Origin of the sequence: Streptomyces sp. NPDC059452 (assembly GCF_042750035.1) — a bacterium.
Classification (GTDB): Bacteria; Actinomycetota; Actinomycetes; order Streptomycetales; family Streptomycetaceae; genus Streptomyces.
Genome location: NZ_JBHYVE010000010.1, coordinates 137,502 through 156,743 on the forward strand (window position 1 = coordinate 137,502; position 19,242 = coordinate 156,743).

Annotated in this window: 10 protein-coding genes and 1 tRNA gene; all 11 read left to right on the forward strand. The window is 71.8% G+C overall.

All coding sequences use genetic code 11. From position 1 onward, the window contains the following. Positions 1-191: 191 nt before the first annotated feature. Positions 192-518 carry a hypothetical protein gene (locus ACFW9Z_RS15965; protein ID WP_384640292.1) on the forward strand — a complete coding sequence of 109 codons (327 nt, stop codon included), beginning with the start codon at positions 192-194 and terminating at the stop codon, positions 516-518. 384 nt (positions 519-902) lie between these two features. Beyond that, positions 903-1,583: a 4'-phosphopantetheinyl transferase gene (locus ACFW9Z_RS15970; RefSeq protein ID WP_384640295.1), complete on the forward strand. Its 681-nt coding sequence runs from the start codon at positions 903-905 to the stop codon at positions 1,581-1,583. A 159-nt stretch (positions 1,584-1,742) separates the two neighbouring features. Next, complete coding sequence (locus ACFW9Z_RS15975; RefSeq protein ID WP_384640298.1) at positions 1,743-2,648, forward strand: LuxR C-terminal-related transcriptional regulator; 906 nt, start codon at positions 1,743-1,745, stop codon at positions 2,646-2,648. 193 nt (positions 2,649-2,841) lie between these two features. After that, positions 2,842-3,180, forward strand: a complete 339-nt coding sequence (locus tag ACFW9Z_RS15980) for a hypothetical protein (protein ID WP_384640301.1) — start codon at positions 2,842-2,844, stop codon at positions 3,178-3,180. 49 nt (positions 3,181-3,229) lie between these two features. Next, complete coding sequence (locus ACFW9Z_RS15985; RefSeq protein ID WP_384640303.1) at positions 3,230-3,352, forward strand: hypothetical protein; 123 nt, start codon at positions 3,230-3,232, stop codon at positions 3,350-3,352. A 165-nt stretch (positions 3,353-3,517) separates the two neighbouring features. Next, a tRNA-Arg gene (locus tag ACFW9Z_RS15990) sits at positions 3,518-3,590 on the forward strand. 334 nt (positions 3,591-3,924) lie between these two features. Further along, positions 3,925-5,370, forward strand: a complete 1,446-nt coding sequence (locus tag ACFW9Z_RS15995) for an esterase/lipase family protein (protein WP_384640306.1) — start codon at positions 3,925-3,927, stop codon at positions 5,368-5,370. A gap of 4 nt (positions 5,371-5,374) precedes the next feature. After that, on the forward strand, positions 5,375-9,748 hold the full coding sequence (locus tag ACFW9Z_RS16000) for an AAA family ATPase (RefSeq protein ID WP_384640309.1): 4,374 nt from the start codon (positions 5,375-5,377) through the stop codon (positions 9,746-9,748). After that, entirely contained in the window at positions 9,741-13,460 is a 3,720-nt protein-coding gene (locus tag ACFW9Z_RS16005) for an AAA domain-containing protein (RefSeq protein ID WP_384640312.1), read from the forward strand. The genes ACFW9Z_RS16000 and ACFW9Z_RS16005 overlap by 8 nt, the downstream gene beginning before the upstream one ends. Continuing rightward, entirely contained in the window at positions 13,457-16,642 is a 3,186-nt protein-coding gene (locus ACFW9Z_RS16010) for a hypothetical protein (protein WP_384640316.1), read from the forward strand. Before ACFW9Z_RS16005 ends, ACFW9Z_RS16010 begins: the two co-directional genes overlap by 4 nt. Beyond that, positions 16,639-19,215, forward strand: coding sequence for an ATP-binding protein (locus ACFW9Z_RS16015; protein WP_384640319.1), 2,577 nt, complete (start codon positions 16,639-16,641; stop codon positions 19,213-19,215). The genes ACFW9Z_RS16010 and ACFW9Z_RS16015 overlap by 4 nt, the downstream gene beginning before the upstream one ends. Positions 19,216-19,242: the final 27 nt, after the last annotated feature.

Below are 19,242 nucleotides of genomic sequence, written 5' to 3' on the forward strand. Positions count from 1 at the left end.
TGCTACCGGTAATTGGCTTTGAACAGGTCCGACTGACGCGGGGGCCGATGGGGCCGCCATCACGTCACAGATCGATTATGTGACTGGATCTCGCCGGTGAAAGCGAATCCGATGGCCGCTCCCGGCCATGACACCGGACGGCCACGGCATGACGTCGCCCGGTGTCCGGGGCCGCCGCCTAGGGTGCTGCCGTGTACGCCATCAAAGTCCTGCTGATTCCCGGTGAACCGCCCCCCGCGGACATCCGGAATCCACTTCTCCACATATCCGGCCGGATCGAGGAGACACCCCAGCCCGGAATCGCTCACGTCACCCTCAGAGCCGTGCCGCCCCACGTCGCGGCGATGACATTCGTGGTCACGGAGAACCTGCTGGCCGCCGAGAGGCTGGCTCATACCGCCTGGTCACACTGGCTGGAGGGGCCCTGGCTGGCCAGTTGGCGCCTCGCCTCCTGCGCCGGCGACCTCTACCTCGGCGTCTCCGCCACCGGGACGACGCTGACACCGGGCCCCGACTGATCATGGCCGCCCGGTGCCATGACACCTGTCGGCCACCGCATTTGGCTGGCAACAACCTTGTAAAGCGATCAGGATCGGAGGAACCCGAACCGGTTCGCACAGCGGGGGATTCCCTCGCGGATGCCCTCCTCACCGCTCGCCGGTTCGGCCCGAACAAGGAACCGAACGCAGTGTCATCCCCAAGAGGCGTGAAATGAAATTCCCCAAGAAGGCGTTCCTCAGGACAGCGTCCATCGCGCTCCTCGTCGCCGCCCCCCTGATCCCGGCATCCCAGGCCTGGGATGCCGATCCTTCATCCGTCAGGATTTACGCGTCCCACGAAACAGCACCCACCGCCACCGCTGTCGCGGGAGTGAAGCCTTCGGCCGTTCTGAACAACTGGGCATGGGATTGAGCCGAACCGCCCGGTACGGCCATGACGCCTTCCGCGTCGAACGCCACCTCTCCGAGCTCGCCCCGCCAGGGGTGTCCACAGCCGTGCTGTCCATGGACAGCACCGGAGTTCCGCCGCTCTTCCCCGAGGAAGAGCACGTGGTACGCAATGCCGGGCCCCAGCGACGGCGGGAATTCACCGTGGGGCGCCACAGCGCCCGCCTCGCACTGCGTGGCCTGGGTATCGCCCCCGTCGCTGTCGCGTCCGGCCCTGGCAGATGCCCCCTGTGGCCCTCGGGCGTCGTCGGAAGCATCACTCACGCCGCGGGGTACTGTGCCGCGGCGGTGGCTTGGTCCGGCCATGTGCCCGGCATCGGGATCGATCTGGAGACCGCGGAAGATCTGCCCGACGAGATCGTCCCCCTCGTGTGCACGACTGCCGAGCTGAGCCGGCTGAAAGACCTGCCATCCGGGACACCCTCAGCAAAGATCATCTTCAGCGCCAAAGAAAGCGCGTACAAAGTTCTGTACCCGCTCACCGGGCGCTTCCGGGATTTCCTGGAGGCAGAAATGACATTCGATCCCGCCCTCGACAGCTTTTGCTTCGAACTGGGAGGTACGTCCGTCCACGGACGCTATCGGGTCGCCGAAGGGTGTGTGATCACCATCGCACAGGCTGTAGAGGCCAAGTAATCCGATGCTCGGGTTATGATCCGCATCTCGTGGTTGAGGATGACGGACCAACTGCTTCAACCATGAACTGATCATGGGGGAACAGTGCTCGAAAGTCTCGGTCTCACACGACGGGAACATGATGTTTACCGTGCGCTTCTGCTGTGCCCCAACTGGGACTTGACCGATATAGCGCGGCAGACAGGGCTCACCGAGACGGGTGTCCGGGCGGCACTCGACCGGCTGACCGAGTTGTCCCTACTGCACTCTGCGGCGGGAGCCGAGTCCTTCATACCGGTAAGCCCTGAGATCGGCATCGCCCCGCTGCTCCAGCGGATCGAGGCCGAGATCGACGAGCAGCGTGCCCGGCTGTCCCGCGACCGCGCCACCCTCGCCACGCTGGCCTCGGACTACGCATCCCTCAGATTCCAGGCCGGCAGCGAGGGCGTGGAACGCCTGGACGGCGTGGATGCCGTACGCATCCGGCTGCACGAAATATCCCAGAAAGCCAGCTCGTCGGTGCGGGCCTTCATGCCCGGCGGAGCCCTGAGCACGGCAGCACTCGACGCCTGCAAGCCTCTGGACGAGCAGACCCTCGCCCGGGGCGTTCACATGCAGACCGTCTACCTGGACAGCGTGCGCAACGACCAGGCCACAGTCGAGTACGCCTCATGGTTCTCTTCCCTGGGAGGCCGAACGCGCACCCTGCCTTCGCTTCCCATGCGGCTGATCCTCTGCGACCGTTCCGCCGCGGTCCTCCCTCTGGACCAGGACTCAAGCCAGGCCGGCGCCTATGTCATCCATCTGAAGAGCGTGGTCGCCGCCCTCAACGAGCTCTTCGATCTCATCTGGGACCGCGCCACACCCCTGGGAGAGAGCGCAGCCCCCGACCTGGACGGCCCCAGCGAGCGGGATCTGGCCCTGCTCAAGATGCTGGAGGAAGGCCTGACGGACGAGGGCATTTCGCGCAAGCTCGGGGTCTCCATCCGGACGGTCCGCCGTGTCATGTCGGACCTGATGAAGAGGCTGGACGCCCAGAGCCGGTTCCAGGCGGGCGCCGAAGCCGTCCGACGCGGATGGATATAGCCCGGGCCCACGAAGGCGCTTTCGCGTCCCCGCCCGCCTACCGCCGCGGGGTCCTTCCCCGCGCACAGCGTCATCGAGGCGGTCGCCACGGTGAAGACCCGTTCGGATACCCCCGCTCCGGGTACTTCTCTCCACCGGCATGCGAGGATCACCGAACGGCCCGTACAGAAGCCGGATCACCACAGGGGGAGCATTGACGGGGTTCGAGATCGCGCTGATCATTCTCGCGAGCGGCTACGTGGCAGGGGGCGTGTACGACCGGCTGAAGAAGGCGACCGCCGAGCGGCGCAAGGCGAAGGCGCGGGCGTTGAGCGGCCCGGAGCCGGTGTGCGGGTGCGGGCATCACCTTGCGTACCACGATGCGCGTGACGCCCTGTGCTACGCCTCCGTCCCGGCCTCGTCGGCGGGGGCAGACGAGGCCCAGCGGTGCCCCTGCCGCCGGTACGCGGGCCCTGAGCCGTTGGCGACCCTCTACGCGCCGGAGCTGGCCGCGCCGGTCGGGGAACGCGAGGCCGTCGAGTCGGCCGACTGATCCCGGTCGTCGACGAGGTCCTGACGGCCGACGTTGTGCGCGGCCTACGTTGTGCGCGGCCGAGGCCCGGGCGATCCATCACGTACGCGTACAGCAGGGCCGGGACGAGCTGACCGACGCGGACCAGGTGCTTGCCGAGGAAACCCTGTTGATCCACCTCGGCCACACCTGACCCCCGGGCGAGTCCCCCAGCCAGCCACCCCCTACGTCCAGCACGCCACCCGCTACACTGGCGGCGGCGAGCAGACCCTCACCGGTCGATCACCAGCCTGTCCAGAACGTGTCAAAACCGACTCCATTCATGGCGCCTTTTCGACACATTTCCGGGCAGATCCCCGCCTTCGTAGCTCAGGGGATAGAGCACCGCTCTCCTAAAGCGGGTGTCGCAGGTTCGAATCCTGCCGGGGGCACAGCGCATTACTGATCTGACCTGGGGTTTCTCCTCCAGGGAGGGCTTCTGTTCGGCCTCGGGCTCCTCGTCCGGGGCCGTTTGCGTGCGTGGATGGGACGTCGGCGGTTCCCGTCCGGCCCCCACGGGAATCCGGTCTCGCGCATCGGCGTCGTTGGGTGGCGCGTCCTGCTGGGAACTGATCCGGCTCCGCTGCTCGTTGGCCGGTATGTGCACCTGGACGAAATTTCCCATCAAAACCAGTTTGGGGTGCACCCGGCTGTGTTAACGTCCTGGCCCCGATCGCCGCTGGGTGGGGCAGGACGTGTCGATCGGTAACGCTGGGGGGCGAAGGTATGAGCAGGTTACGTGCACCCGAACGGCAGCTTCATGACGCGGTGATGGTCGTGCCCGGCATCATGGGCAGCAAGCTCCGCGAGGTCGAGACCGGCACGCCGTTGTGGGGGGTCAAGGGGCTGTTCCAGTACTCCGCCCGCACCCACGCCCGGCGGTTGCGGCGCCTCGCCGTCACCGAGGCCGAGCGGGCCGGGGAGAGTGGCCGGGTCGAGGCGACCGGTGTCCTCAATGTGGCCGACTGGATGCCGGGGCTCGGCGCCGCCCAGCCGTACAACGAGGTGATCTCCCAGCTGCGGCGTACCGCGCTCGACCGGGCCGCGGTCTCCGCCTTCCCGTACGACTGGCGGCTGTCCGTCGAGCACAACGGCGCCCTGCTCGCCCGTGCGGCCCGCAGGCATCTCGACGCCTGGCGCGACCACGCCGCACACAGGCACTACCGCTTCCGGCACCCCGAGGCAGGACCGGCGCGGCTGTTGTTCGTCGCCCACTCCATGGGCGGGCTGCTCGCCCGCGAAGCCCTGCACCGCGGCGACCTGCGCGACGACGTCCGTGCGGTGATGACCGTCGGCACCCCCTTCGGCGGCTCGGTGAAGGCCGCCGTGATGCTCAACTCCGGCAAGGGCGCCCCGCTGCTCCTGCCGCCCACGGTGCTCCAGGAAGTGACCCCGACCATGCCGGGGCTGTACGACCTGCTCCCCGGCTACCGGGCCTGCGAGGAAGGCGCCGACATGCGGGTGCCGGACGTCGAGGACATCGTGGCGCTGGGCGGCCGGCGCGACCTGGCCCAGGCCACCGTGGACTGGCGGTCGAGCCGACGGTCCACCCTGCTGCCGGAGCACGTCATGGTGGTCGGCATGGGGCAGCGGACCTGGCAGAGCTACCGGCTGGACGACGGTGCCGCCCTCGCCCAGCGGTACATGTTCGTACGGGACGGGGGCAGGGTGCTCCTGGACGACCGGGGAAGGCCCCGGCGCGAGGACCGCAAGGGCGACGGCACCGTCTACCAGTTCGCCGCACATCTGCCGGGCTCCGACGCCCGACCCATCCCCGTCCACCAGGAGCACGGCGCCCTCATCCGCAGCGAGAGCGTCATCGACATGGCCCGCGGCTTGCTGCGCGGGCTCCGTCACCCCGACGAGCTGGGCGACCTGCTCGGTGCGGGCGAGTTCGAGCTGCACACCCCGGAATGGGTCGAGCCGCACACGCCGTTCAGCGTCGAGGTGAACGGGGCCGGCCCCGGTGCGGACCTGACGTTCGTGGTCCGTGAGGTGAGCGGGCTCGACGAGGTCCACCACCTCGCCGCGAAGCCGGTGCCCGGGAGGCCGGACGCCCTGGCCGCGACCTTCCACCCCGGCCGGGCCGGTCTCTACGAGGTGGAGGTGGTGGGCGGGGCCGAGCCGGTCCGCAGACTCGTCCCCGTACTGGCGGCGGAACAGCAGGGCTGACCCCATGACCACCGAACTGGTTCCGGAGGTGCCCCAGCCCCGGACCCCGGCCTCGGCCCCGGGCCCGTACGACGGGGGCGGAGGGGGTGCGGACGACCACGCCTACGGAGGCGACGCCGCCCCGCCCGTGGCCGACGTCGCCCCACCCCTGGCCGAGGTCGATCCACCCGTGGTCGACGTCCTCTATGACGCGTCGGAGGTCGCCGGGGTGTTCGACGTGTATGCCCTCCCCATGGGGCCCGTCATCGGTTTCGACGACGTGGACACGGCGGCCGAGGCCGAGCTGGCCGCCGCCGTGCTCCAGCGGTTCGGCGGGCACCCCGTGCCCGCCCTCCCCGTACCGGAGGAGCCCGGCGGGGCGGACAGCGGTGGCCGGCGGGCCCTGCGGTCGCTCGGCGAGGTGGATGAGGAGCTGGCCCGCTGGGCCGGGGAGCGGGGCGTCCGCGCGGGCCGCCCTTCGGCCCTGCTTTGGTTCGGCCACGGTGTCCAGGGCGCCATGGGCCCCACCCTCCTCGTCCCCGGAGCCGGGGAGCGTACGGGGAACGCGCGGATGACCCCCGACCTGCTCGCCCACTACATCTTCACCGAGCAGCAGAAGCGCGACACGGAGGAGGGCCACTGGGCGATCGTCGTCATCGAAGCCTGCAACTCGGCCAACTTCGCCGAGGACGTACAGAGGAGGTTCACGGGTTCCAGCAATCCCAGCGCCTGTTCCCTCCTGCTCGTGGCCACGGGGAAGCCGAACGCCCAGGGGTATCTGGGGACGTTCCGCGGCGCCCTGGAGGAGTGGATCCAGCAGAAGACCTTCCGGGACGAGGTCTTCACCCTGCGCGATCTCCAGGACCACTTCCAGGACGGCGGCCACCACGCCGAGCTGCTGGGCAGGCAGGCCTCCCTCGACCTGAAGCTCCGGCTGCGCGACCGCGTACCGCTGCCCGGTGCCACCACCGTCGCCGAACAGCTGAGGCTCCAGCGGGAGTTCGACGGCAGCCCGACGGCACCCCGGCCATCGCCGCCGAGCGGTACGGGCGGCGGATTCCTGGAGCAGGCACCGGAGTTCACCGGACGGGCCGCCGACCTGGCCGCGATCTCCACCTGGTGCACCGACCCCGACGCACCGCCCCTCCTCGCCGTGACGGGCCCGCCCGGCACCGGGAAGTCTGCGCTGCTCGGCGAGTTCCTGCGCCGGTTACGGGAGGCGGAGGGCGACGCCCCCGGGGGCATCCGGGTCGCCGCGGTGCTGCGCCTCACCGGCAGCACCGCGGACGACGTCGTACGGCAACTCGCCGACGCACTCGGCACGGCCCCGCCGGAAACGGCCACCCCCGGGCCACCGGCCGACGAGCACGACCGCCTCACCGAGCCCCCGGGCGACGAGCACGACCGCCTCCCCGTTCCCTCGGGCGACGCGGGCGACAACCCCGCCGAACCCCCGGCCGACGAGCACAGCCGCCCCGCCGAGCGCCCGGGCGACCACCCCGCCGACGCGGACGGCCGCCCCACCATTCCCCCCGGCGAGGACACCGTGGGCTCTCGGGCCGACGATCTCCTCGACCGGGTGCGCAGCCGGCTCACCGCGCTCTCCGCCGCTGCCGCACCGGACCGCACCCTCGTGGTCGCCGACGCCCTCGACGAGGCCCGTGACCCGATCGAGGCCGCCTCTCTCCTCCGGGACCTGACGGACATCCCCGGTGTCCGGCTGCTCATCGGCACACGCACCTCCGCGTACGGTGCCGGAGCACCCGGTGACGAGGGCGAGCTGTCGACGGTGCTGGGCTCCACCACCGGCCGCGCCCGGATCCACCCGCTCGCCCCCGACCCGGAAGGCGCCGCCGACCACGCGGCCGGCCATGTACGGCGCATCCTGCGCAAGCAGCCGGCGCAGGACCCCGTGTGGCGGGAAACCGTCGTCCGTACGGTACGGAAAGCCGTCCACGAGCACGTACGCGACGGATCCTGGCAGTTCCTCCAGGTCACCCTGATGATCCAGGAGCTGGAGCAGCGCCCCCAAGTGCTGGAACCCGGCGCCACGGCCCGTACCGCACTGGAGCATCTGCTCCGCCGCGACGGGACGGGGCTCTTCCGCTCCGCCGTCACCCGCCTCACCGACGCCGTACCGACGGCCGGTGCGTTCCTGCGGGCCCTCGCCTTCGGGCAGGGCCGTGGACTGCCTCGCGCGGAGGGCATCTGGGCCCATGCGGCGGCGGGCATCGCCGGTCCCGGCGTGTCCATGGGCGACCGGGAGCTGTCGCTGTTCCTGAGCCGGGCGGCGGCCTACGTCCTGCTGGACGGGGAGGACCGCCGCAGCGTGTACCGGCTGGCCCACCGCACCTACACCGAGCAGCTCCAGGCCGACAGTACGGACGAGCAGCGGCTGGGCATGCTCACCGCGCTGCTGGACCTCGCGGCGGGCCAGGCCGACGCCGGGCAGCCGCTCAGCCCCCACCTCGCCTCCCGGCTCGCCCAGTACGCGGCCGACTGCTCCACCGAGGGCTGGCGGGAACTGGCCCTGCGCCCCGCCGTCCTGGACCGGCTCCCTCCCACCGCGCTGGCCTCCATGGCTCTGGCGACCGACCGGCCGGGCGGCGGGACCACCTCCGCCGACCTGCCGATCCCCGTGCTCGGTACGGTCGTCTCCGCGCATCTCATCGAGGAGTCCCTGCCCGCCGACCGGCCGGGGCTGCGTCAGCTCGGCGGAGTGCGCGCCACCGGGCGGTGGCACCCGGCCGGGCCCGACGCCGCCTGGGAGGTGTGCTGGGGGCGGCTGCGGCCGGTGCCGCTGCACCTGCAACTCGGCGGCGCCGACGGCACGGTGTCCGCGGTGACCGCGCTTCCCTCGGCCTCGTGGCTGGTGACGGGATCGCTCGACGGAACGGTGCTGGTGTGGGAGCCGTGGCGCGCCCACCGGCCCGCCCTCGTGCTGCGCGGCCGCACCAGCCCGGTGAGCGCGCTGGCCGCCCAGGGCGACCACGAGCAGGCCGGGGATGCCGCGCCCGGGGATGGCAGAGGAGGGAATGCCGGGGGAGGAGATGGCGGGACAGGGGACGGCGGGCCCGGCCTGCTCGCCGTCGCCCACGACGACTGCACGGTGCAGCTGTGGGACACCGGCAGCGCCCGTCCGGAGCCGCAGACCGTCTCCACCGCCCAGGTCATCCGGGTGATCACGGCCCTGCCGGACGGGACCGGGCGGTTCGCCGTCGCCGGGGACGCCGGCCACCTCGCGCTCGTCGGCCCGGGCAGGCGGCAGCCACAGCCGGCGCGCACCCTCGTCTCCGGTGAGGTGGTCGGGCTGGCACCGGTCGCCGGGCCCGACGGGCGGCAGTGGCTCGCGGCGGCCCACCGGTCGGGTGAGCTGGCCCTGTGGGACGTCACCGGTGAGACCCCCTCGGAGCTGGCCACCCTGCCCACCCGGCAGGTGCTCACCGCGCTCACCGCGCTCACGGATGGAAAGGGAACGGTGCGGCTGGTCACCGCCGCGAAAGACGGCGGGGTGGCGTTCTGGCGTATGGACTGCCCCGATGGCGGGGCCGTCCTGATCCTGACGGACGGCGAGGTACCGCCGACCACACCAGGCACACCAGGCACACCAGGCACACCCGAGGATGCCGACCCGGTGCTCGCCGCGTTGCCGGTGTCCGGTGGCGGCGAGGCCGCTGTGCTCGGGGACGGCGGTGGCCTGCGGCTGCTGGCTCCGGGTGCCGGTCCCGGCCGCCCGGTGTACGTGGGAGGACCCGCCGGGGCCGACGCCCTCACCGTCCTCCGGGGGCCGAGCGGCGGCCACGTCATCGTGACGGCGGCCGTACGCGACCCGCGCGTGTGCTTCTGGGCCCCTGCGGCCGACGCGGGCGAGGAGGCGGTACGTGAGCGGGGCTGGGACACGTTCGACGGCATGCGGCGCCATCTCCTGGCCGACGGCACGGAGGTCCTGGTCTTCATGGACGAGGCGGACGGGGCCCCCGTAAAGGTGCTACGGGCTTCGGACGGCGAGGAGTCGGCCGCCGGAGTGCCGCCCGACCACCCGCTCATGGCGGACGCCACCGAGGAGGAGGCCACGGACGGTCGCGTTCCCCCGGCCGTCCGCGGGTTCCATACCCGCCGGGTCAAGGGGTGGAGGCGGCTTCTGGGCGACGAGCACCAGGGGCTGTGGGCGAGCGCCGGGCGCGAGGGTGTCGTCGGGCTGTGGCGGCACGGTCCGTCCGGGGCCTGGCAGCTGGTGCACCGGATCCGGCTGGGCTCGCGGTGCCGCCTGTTGACGGCCCTGTCCGGCGGACGGCTGGCAGTCGCCACGAAGGACGGCGTGCTCGTCCTCGCCGTCGGAGCCATCGGAACCGCTGTGCCGGGCACGGGCGGCAAGAGGACGGAGGAAGCCGGTGGCTGACCAACCGGGGGCCCAGGACATCAGCGACCTGTTGGAGGACCTGTTCACGACCGACGGGGCGCTGCACGCGCCCAACGGCACCGCGTACGAACTGATCAGCGAGGTCGAGCACCTCATCGCGGGCCGGCTGGTCCGCTTCCGGCTGCGGCACAAGGATCTCGTCGACGACCGGGAGGTCACCCTCTTCTCCGGCATCGACGAGGTGGTCGGGGAGCTGTGGGAGCACGAGGTGCGCAACCTGCTTCGGCTGCGGATGCTGGGCCACCCCGCGCTGCCGGAGATCGAGGACGGCAAGTTCGACCGGACGAAGCGGCTGGCGTTCATCATGACCCGCGTGGCCGGCACCCTCTTGTTCGAGCAGGGGTGGTCCACCGTACGGGAGTGGGCGACCGCCTACCCCGTCGCGGCGTTCGAGCAGTTCGGCCTGCTGGTGGATGCCCTCAGCCGTATGCACAGCACCCGGATCGTGCACCGCAACCTGACCCTGGGCGCCATCCGCGTCACCCAGGTGGCGGACAGACCGGCCCAGGCGACGCTCTCCCTCACCCGCTTCGAGCTGAGCGCTCTGCTGAACAACCTCCTGCACTCGGTCGGCGGCCCCGAGACCAGGAAGAAGCACAGCGAGGCCACGCGTGCCCTGTTCCTCACCCCGCCCCGGGGGATCAGCCGCGCGCAGCACCTCGCGTACCTGGCGCCGGAGACCTGTCACGCGGTCGTGAGCGACGGCCACTCCCGCCGCCTGGTCCACGGCAGCACCGACGTGTTCGGGCTGGGCGTGCTGGGGTGGGAGCTGTTCGTGGGCTCCCTGACCGAGCTGCTGCCCGACGAATGCGCGGCGGTGGAGAGCGCCGAGACCGGCCGGCTGCCGGAGCAGCTGGCCCGCCTGCACGAAGCGATGCGCCGTGAGCTCCGCGTCAGCACCCGGGTGCCCCAGCCCCTGCGGACGGCTCTGCTCGACATGCTCGACCGGATGCCGGTGAGCCGCAGCTCCTCCTTCGAGGCGAGCGCGGCCCTGCAGCGCCACTGGTCGGCCATCTCCACCATGCTGGCGCCCGAGACCGGCGCCCGGAAGCCCCGGCTGGTGGCGTTCATGCCGGACCAGTCCGTGGTGACCATTCATAAGAACCGGGGCTGGACCGACCACCGGCCCGACACCCCGGAGGGCCGTCAGGAACTGCAGAACTTCCTGGCCGAGGAGCTCCGCGAGGCCGAACTGATCCACCGGCCCGGCGGGGCGAAGGGATTCGTCAAGGGCGACCCCCAGTCGCTCGCCGAAGCGCAGTGGGTGCTCATCGGCGACCAGGCCGTCTGGTTCTGCGCCCATCTCTTCGACGAGGACATGATGGCCCGCCGGTCGGACCCGTACCTCGACACGCTGGTCATCAAGTACCTCGTGGACAAGCGGTATGCCGCCGACCTTCTGACGGTGTGGCCCAGGCGGCGGATCGGCCGGTTCGACCTCGTACCCTTCCGGATCGGCCAGTCGCTGGCCAAGGAACGCGAGGGCCGGCCGCTCTGGACCGATCTGACCGATGCGGTCAAGGCCCCTCAGGGGGACCGGGACAACGATCTCCAGGAGATGGCGCACGCGTTCGCCTTCATGCTGGAGTACCAGGGCACCGCCCTCAGGGCCCGGCAGTACCCCTATGTCCTCCAGGAAGGAGAGGGCGGCGCGCTGGTCCTGGTCCACGACAAGGAACGCGACCTCCCCTGGCTGCACGGCGATCCGCTGCTGACGGCGTACGCCGACCCCCGCTACCGGCGCAGGCCCCCGCTCGGCGACTTCGTCCAGCAGCTCCTCTTCGAGAACAAGTGGGTGAAGCTCTCCCTGGTGGCGGACCACCTCACCCAGAGCAGGAGCAAGGCCGGATCCGCCGACCCCTTCTTCAAGCAGGGCACCACCCAGACGGTCCGGGTCGAGAACCACCGCCTGGACGCGGACTCCATCGTGGTGCGCAGGACGTCCAGCCTGGGCGACCTTCCCGTACGCGGCTGGCTGCGACCGCACAGCGACCTCGGCACCGAGATCCAGCTGCACCGCGAGACCCGTGGCCTCGACTCGCTCAGCGGCAAAACGGGCCTGGCGCGCGTTCTGCACCGGCCCTCGTCCATCGCGCTCCGGGGCAGGCCGGTGACCGCCGTGGCCGGAGAGAAGGAGCTGCACGGCAGAGCACCGAAGATCATCTCCGACATGCTGCGGCTCCACCCCTTCTACGCGCTCCAGGGGCCGCCCGGCACCGGCAAGAGCACCGTGGCCTCCCGGGCGCTCCGGGATTTCCTCGCCACGGAACGGGGTGCCCGGGTGCTGGTGAGCGCGCAGTCGAACAGCGCCCTGGACGAGCTGGGGGACAAGATCGTCAAGGAGCTGACGGAGAAGATCGAGAAGCGCTCGGTCCTGGTGCTCAGGGAGCTGTCCCCGTCCAAAGACCCTGCCGAACTGCCGCCCGGCCTGCGGCGGCTCACCGCCGAACACCTCGCCCAGGACCTGGTCGCGCACATCGAGCAGCGCGTCGCCGACGGTTGCGCGGCCGCCCGCGACGACGACGAGCGGAAGCTCATGAAGGAATGGGCCGATGTCGCCCGGCCCAACATGACGGAGCTGACCGAGCGCATCAGGTCAGGCGCCGACATCGTGCTCGCCACGTGCTCGATCTCGGGCACCCTCACCGACGACGTCCGCGACCCCACCGACCTGTTCGACTGGGTGATCATCGAGGAGGCCGCCAAGGCGTGGCCCACCGAGATCGTCATGCCTCTCGTCCTGGGGGTGCGCTGGACCCTGATCGGCGACTACCTGCAACTCGGTCCGCACCGGGCCGACGACATCGACACGTTCCTGAACGGCCTCAACCACCACAAGGGCGAGCGGATCGAGTTCCACCACGAGAACCGTAACTCCTATCTGAAGTTCGTCCACATGTTCCGCCGCTTCTTCGAGGGCCGGACCCCCGGGGACGCGGCGAACGGCGCGAACCCCGTCGACGTACTCGACACCCAGTTCCGTATGCACCCCGACATCGCCCTGCCGTTCGCCACCACCTTCTACCCCGCCGCGGCACCCGAGGGCTCCGCGGAACCCGGCCACACGGATCTGCCCGAAGACCTCCACCTGGCCACCTTCCTCCAACCCGGCCCGCAGCTGGCCAAGTTCCACCGCTTCAAGAAACCCCCGTATCTGAAAGAAGCCCCTCTGGTGTGGCTCGACACCTCCGGCTCCGAAGGCTGTGGCGACCGGGGATTCTGGTGGAACCCCGGAGAGGCCGACCTGGTCCGGAACCTGGTGCGCGAGCTGGGCCTCCAGGACCGGAGCGACCCCACGGAGCTGACGGTCCTGACCCCCTACCGCCGCCAGGTGGAGGAGCTGGACAGCGACTTCCTCGAAGGCCGGGTGCGGACCGTCCACTCCTTCCAGGGCGGCCAGGCGCGCACGGTGATCATCTCCATGGTCCGCAGTGGCGACCACGGCGAGGACTCCCGGCGGAACGTCGGACACACCGCCCAGCCCGAGGTGATGAACGTGATGCTTTCCCGGGCCGAGGAGCTGCTCGTGGTCGTGGGGGATCTTTCCCACTACGAACGGCACGGCGGAGCCCAGTGGCAGAAGATCATCCGGGTCTTCCGGAAAGCGGGAACGGTCGTCGACGCGGCGAGCGGAGAGATCATCAGCCGACCGGCCGGGACGGTGGCCGGTACGGCGGGAGGCGTCCGGTGACCGAGACGACGATGATCTCCATCCCCTGCCGGGTGATCACCCTCCGGGTCGAACTCGGCAAGGAGTCCGGGGCATCGACCCTGGAGGAGCTCGTGCTCAGGGCCGTGGCCGGCAAACGCAGCACGGTCCATGACCTGGGCGAGCTGTTCTCCCTGCCGCACCGGCTGATGCTGGACGTCGTGCACGGCCTGTGGAGCAGAGGGTTCCTCGCCGTCGACTTCGCCTCCAACACACTGGAGAGCACCCAGGCCGCGGAAGCGGTCCTCGGCGGTCAGGGCAGCAGCCGGGCGGTGTCCACCAGGGTGAAGTCGAGCACGTTCCTCTTCGACCCGGTGACCGCGACCGTCCTGACCGAGAAGGGCTCCAAGCACCCTCCCCACGGTTCCCTCGAAATGCCGCCCGCACGAGGCATCTCGGAGGACGACCTGCCGCAGACGGAGCTCCTGAGGGCCGTACGGCAGGCCGTCGAGAACGACCGCCGGAAGCACGGGGTCCGCGAGCGGGTCCTGAACGTCTCCTTCGCCAACCCCGTGCTCAGCCCCCTCCAGATGGTGCGCTGGCGCACGGTGGAAGCCGTGGTGAAGCACGACCCCGCCACCGGCATGATCACCGCGACCCCCGTCGAGGTCCCGGCCGGCTGGGGCCGGCGGGGCCTTGAGCTCTTCCAGTCCCGGATCACGGACCTCGTCCACAACCGGCCGCAGAGCAGGTTCGTCCGGGCCCTGGTCGCCCAGCAGAACCCCGAGGACCTCCGCCCCGACAGCCTGCGCGCCCTCATCCTGGAACTGGAGACGCTGGCCGAGGGGCTGGCCACCGTCCCCGACGACGAGGTGCCCTCCCGCCACGACGCGCTGCGCACCCGGGTCGGCCAGGTGGTGGAGGAGATCGCGGAGGCCCGCCGCGCCCGCTGCTCGGCCAGTCCCGTGGCCGCCAAGGGAGGCGTGGACTGGGTGGTGAGCGACCTGATCGAGCGGGCCGAGCACCAGGTCGTCCTGGCGCTGCCGCACATTGTCTACGACGCCCTGCATCCGGTGCTGCCCACCCTGGAGCTCGCCGTCAAACGGGGCGTCAGGCTGGTCATCCTCTGGGGCGACCACGAGAACGCGAAGCTGGAACCCCGGGTCGCCACAGCCCTCTTCGACCTCCAGGCCCGCTACCGCCACAACGTTCTGCTGGAGCGCCGCAGCAGTCGCAGCGCCGCTTCCGCGATCATCAGCGACAACCGGGCCGCCTACGTCGGCTCGCGCAGCGTCCTGTCGCAGGACACCGGCTCAGGGGTCCTCGTCGAACCCGCCGACGGCAGTGACACACCGCCCCAGTGCGTGACGGACCTGCTGAGCTGGGCCCGCCGTACCTTCCCGCACCGGGAGACCGGCCGGCACATCGCTCTGGACCCGGCCGACTTCGGGCGCCGCGAACGCGCTGCCGAGGAGAGCCGCCCGGACCAGTGGCGACGGGCCTTCACCGTGCCGGAACTGGACGAGCAGAGCTGGCACGACGACGACATCGCCGCCCGTACCCGCTGGACGGCGGGGTGGGGCAGGCTGCTGCGGAGCCTCGTGACCGCCGTCGAGGACATCCACCGGGGCGACCCCGTGGTGCGGACCGTCTGGGACGGCATGTACATCGGCCTGGTAAAGCGCCTGATTCCCGCCACCGCCGACCGGCTCGCCGTCACCGACGACCGGGCCGAGCCCGAAGCCTGCGGGGACCGGATCGCCCGGCAGCTCACCGAACTCCGCGACCGGGAGGCGGTGGTCCACCTCCAGCATCCGCCGCTCACCGGCAGCCGTCGCGCCGACCCGGCCTACACCGCCCTCCTGGCCCGGCTGAACGCCGAGAAGACCCTGCGCAGGGACAAGGCCCGCGCCCGGGCGGTGCTCAGCGATCACGAGGTGGTGGTGGGCAGCCACCGACTGCTGGGCAGCAGGGCGGTGAACCCGGCCCGCGGGCCCGCCCCGTTCCAGCTGGCTCTGCACATCGTCGGCACCGGGTTCACCGCCGACTTCGCCCGGGAGCTGGGTATCCCCGACTGGTACGGCAGCGCCGCCCGGCTGCCCGCGTACCTCCCGCCGCTGCCCGCCCTCGCCGCCACGCCCGTCCGCGACGACCCCTGGACCGTGCTGGCCGGCCGCCGGGACGCGGAGGAGCCCGAGGACGTGCTCCGCCGGGAGTCCGCCGCCCTGCTGCTGGGCACCACGGACGGCGGCGCCGAGCGGCAGGAGTGGGGACGCTGGCTGCTGCGCGACGCCTGGGAACGGGGCGCCTTCATGGAGGCGTACGCCCTGGCCCCGCTGCTCGGCAGTGGCGACGGGACGCTCTCCGCGGAGCTGGCCGCCGTCGCCGTACCGCTGGAACACGGCCCCCTCGGCTACCGCCTCTACGAGAGCGCGGTCGAACTGGGCGAGGCCCCGCCGGAGCACCGCACGGTCGCGCTGGTCGGAGCCGTCGCCGAGATGCTGCTGTACGGCGGGAGCACCGGCAAGGAGACATGCGAGGTGCTCACCGAACCGGGAGGGCTCGGTGAGGGGCTGCCCGAGCCCTGGCTACGGCTGGCGGGCGCGGCTCTCGCCTGCTTCGGCGCCGTACCGGCCCCGCTGCCCCTGGACGACATCAACGTGTGGGCGGCGCACCGGGAACACTCGGCCGAGCTCCGCGACCGGCGGGCCGGGCTGGCCACCGGTCTGGACGACTTCGAACAGGTCAGCCACCACTTCACCTTCCAGAACGGGGAGAAGCTGCACCGCGCCCTCTTCCAGCCGGGCCGGCTGCTCGCCCGGGTCCGAGAGATGACCCTCCCGGGAGCCGACCCCGGCCCCCGGGCCCTCGCCGGGCTGCCGCGCAGTGAGCGCGAGGTCCGTGCCCTGATGGACCAGCTGGCGGGGGAGCTGGGGCTGCGCAAGATCGAGTGGCGCCACCACATGGTGTACGCCCGCCGGGTCGCCGACTTCCTCTCCGAGGCCCGGGCGATAGCGCCCCTGACCGGCACGGACGACACCGCCCGCCCCGCCCCGTCGCCCGGACTCAACACGTACCAGCGGGAGTTCGCCCGCTACCTGGACGGCGACTGGCACCAGCTGCTCGCCGCGACGGATGATCTGGGCGGACCGGCCCGCCTCGCGGCCAGGACACTGCTGGAGAAGCTGTCGGCGCTGCCGAGGGCCGGGGTGGAGGACGCATGAGCCAGGTGGATCGCGGGAGTCCGCCGAGCGGGAGCGGGCCGGTGGGAGGCGTCGAGCGCGGGCTGCTGGAATCGTGGCCGGACCGGTTCCGGTTCCCGGACGTCCTGGTCGCGCTCGTACGGCCGCCCGCCCGGGACGGCGAGGCGTACGACAGCGCCGTGATCGCCCGTGCCGTGCTGGCGCACGTCGGCGGCAGACCGCCCCGGGCGGTGTGCGAAGAGCTCCTGGAGAGAGGCGAGTTCGACGTCGCCGAGTACGCGCTCAGGGACTGCCCGGACCTGGACGGCCACGAGAAGCAGTCCCTGGGCCGGAAGCTGGAGGCAGCCAGGGTGGCCGCCTGCGAAGGGGTACGGCAGCGGGTCACCGCCCTGGAACGGCGCGCGGCCGCCGCCGGACTGGCCTTCGACCCGCCCGATGCCGACACCCTGGACGCGCTGGCCCGGTCCCGGGCCGACGATGCCGACGCCGCGCTGGACACGGTGGCGGAGGAGCTGGACGAACGGGCGGCCCCGATCGTCGAGAAGCTGGAGGAGCAGCTGGTCCGGCAGACCGCCGACCCCGCCGCACGGAACGGACGCCACATCGTGCAGCGGGTGAAAGCCCTGCTCGCCGCCGGTGAACTCGTGGTCGCGGGCTCTCTGCTGAACCGTGAGCCGCTCGGCGTGCCCATCCCCGAGGGTGTCACCCCGCTGCCTCCGTGGAACGAGGAGTGGTCTCCGGAGACGTTCCTCGCCTACCACCTGGAGCCCACGAAACCCCGTCCCCCGGAGTTCGTCTCCTGGGCGGCCGCCGACAGCCAGGGCACCACCCTGCTCGCCACGTACGACCGGCTGGCCCGGGACCCCTCCCCCGGGGCCGCCGAAGCCTTCGCCGACGCCCTGAGCCGCTTCCTCGGCGCGCCCGGCGGCGGGACGATGGCCCAGGAGGTCAGGGAGAGCCCCTTCCATCTCGCCTTCTTCGACGGGTTGTTCGGCACCGAGGGCCTGTCCCGCCTGCACCCGACCGGGCGGATCGACCTGTACGTCGGCGGCCCCGGCACCACCGTCGTTCCCGACCAGGCCGAAGGACAGGCCCCGCACCTCGCCGTCGGCCCCGGCCTGGAAGCCCCCGCCTACACCGACCGCCGCGCCACCGCCGTACTGTCGCTGTGCGACCTGCTCCGTCTCGTCGTGCTCCCCCACGACCGGGCGGCCGCCGTGCTCGGCATCATCGCCCGGCAGTGGCCCGTCACGGCCCTCACCGGAGCGAGCGCCCCCGCCCTGGCGGGCATCCTCGGCACCGAACCGGACGCCGCCTGGCGCACCCTGCGCTGGATCACCCACCTCTCACTGGGCGGCGGCCTCACCGCCGTACAGGCCATGGAGAACTGCACGGGGATGGATCCGGCTCTACTGCGGGTGATGCTGGGGTACGCCGAACACCGGGCGGAGACCGCGTCCCCCACCGGGCTGTGGGATGCGGCCACGGGGGGCTGGCAGCGGGACGAGGCGCTGGTGCACGCCCTGCGCGAGGACATCGTGACGCGCTGCGGCGATCCCGCGGCCGAGGCGGCCTGGTGGGCGGCGCTGGCGGTCTGCGACGCGGGCAGCGGACGGGCCGACCTGGAGGACATCGGTGTCCAGGCCGAGATCTGCTCGACCTGGGAGCGGGCCGGGGCCGAGGTGCTGGGGGGCGTCGACACGCTGGTGGCCGGCGGATTGCTCAGACGGGACGCGGAGAGCACGAGCGGTGTTCATGGCGCTGACGGCACGGACAGCGGTAACGGCACCGACTCGGTGATCGTGCCTCTGAGCGGGGTCGTCCGGGCCCTGCGCGCGAGCGCCGAGGAACAGCTGACGGTCCTGCTGGAGCGGCTCGAACACGCGCGGGGAGAGCTGCCCGCCCACCCGGTCACCGCCCCCGGCGACGACACCGTTCCCGCCGGGTGGACGGCCTGGCACCGCAACCGCTTCGCGACGGTGCCCGCCCACGCCCGCTATGCGGAGGCCGAGGCCCTGGGCGCCGGGAGCGACGCACGGGCGTCCATCGCCGCGGAAGCGGCGGCCGAGCTGCTTGCCCAGACCCCCGACGACCTGGCCACCGCATCGCCCCGGCCCTGCGCGGAGGTGGCCCAGGTCCTGCGTCTGATCGGGGCGCAGTGCGAGGAGCAGTACCCGCAGGTGCGCCTGGATCTGCGCTGCCCGCCGGGGACGTGGGTGGGCGTGCCCGAACCGGTCCTGCGTGCCGTGCTGTACGAGGTGCTGGACAACGCCGCCGAGGCCCTGGCCGCCGAGGGCGGCGGCCTGATCCAGGTCTCGGCGACGTCGGAGAGCCCCGAGGTCCTGGTCGAGGTGCAGGACAACGGACCGGGCCTGCCTGCCGAGGCCCATCAGGGCCGGCGGATCTTCCTGCCCGACTGGACGTCCCGGGGGGAGGGGCGCGGCAACGGCCTGTACCGGGTCCGGCGGTTCCTGCGCGCCTTCGCCACACCGTCCGTCGAGACGGACGCGGCGGTCTTCGCGTCCGCGCACCCCACGCTCACCGGCGCCTCGCTGCGCCTCATCCTGCCGGAACACCCCGCCCCGAAGGAGTGACGAGGAGCCCGCCGGGGAGGGACTGTC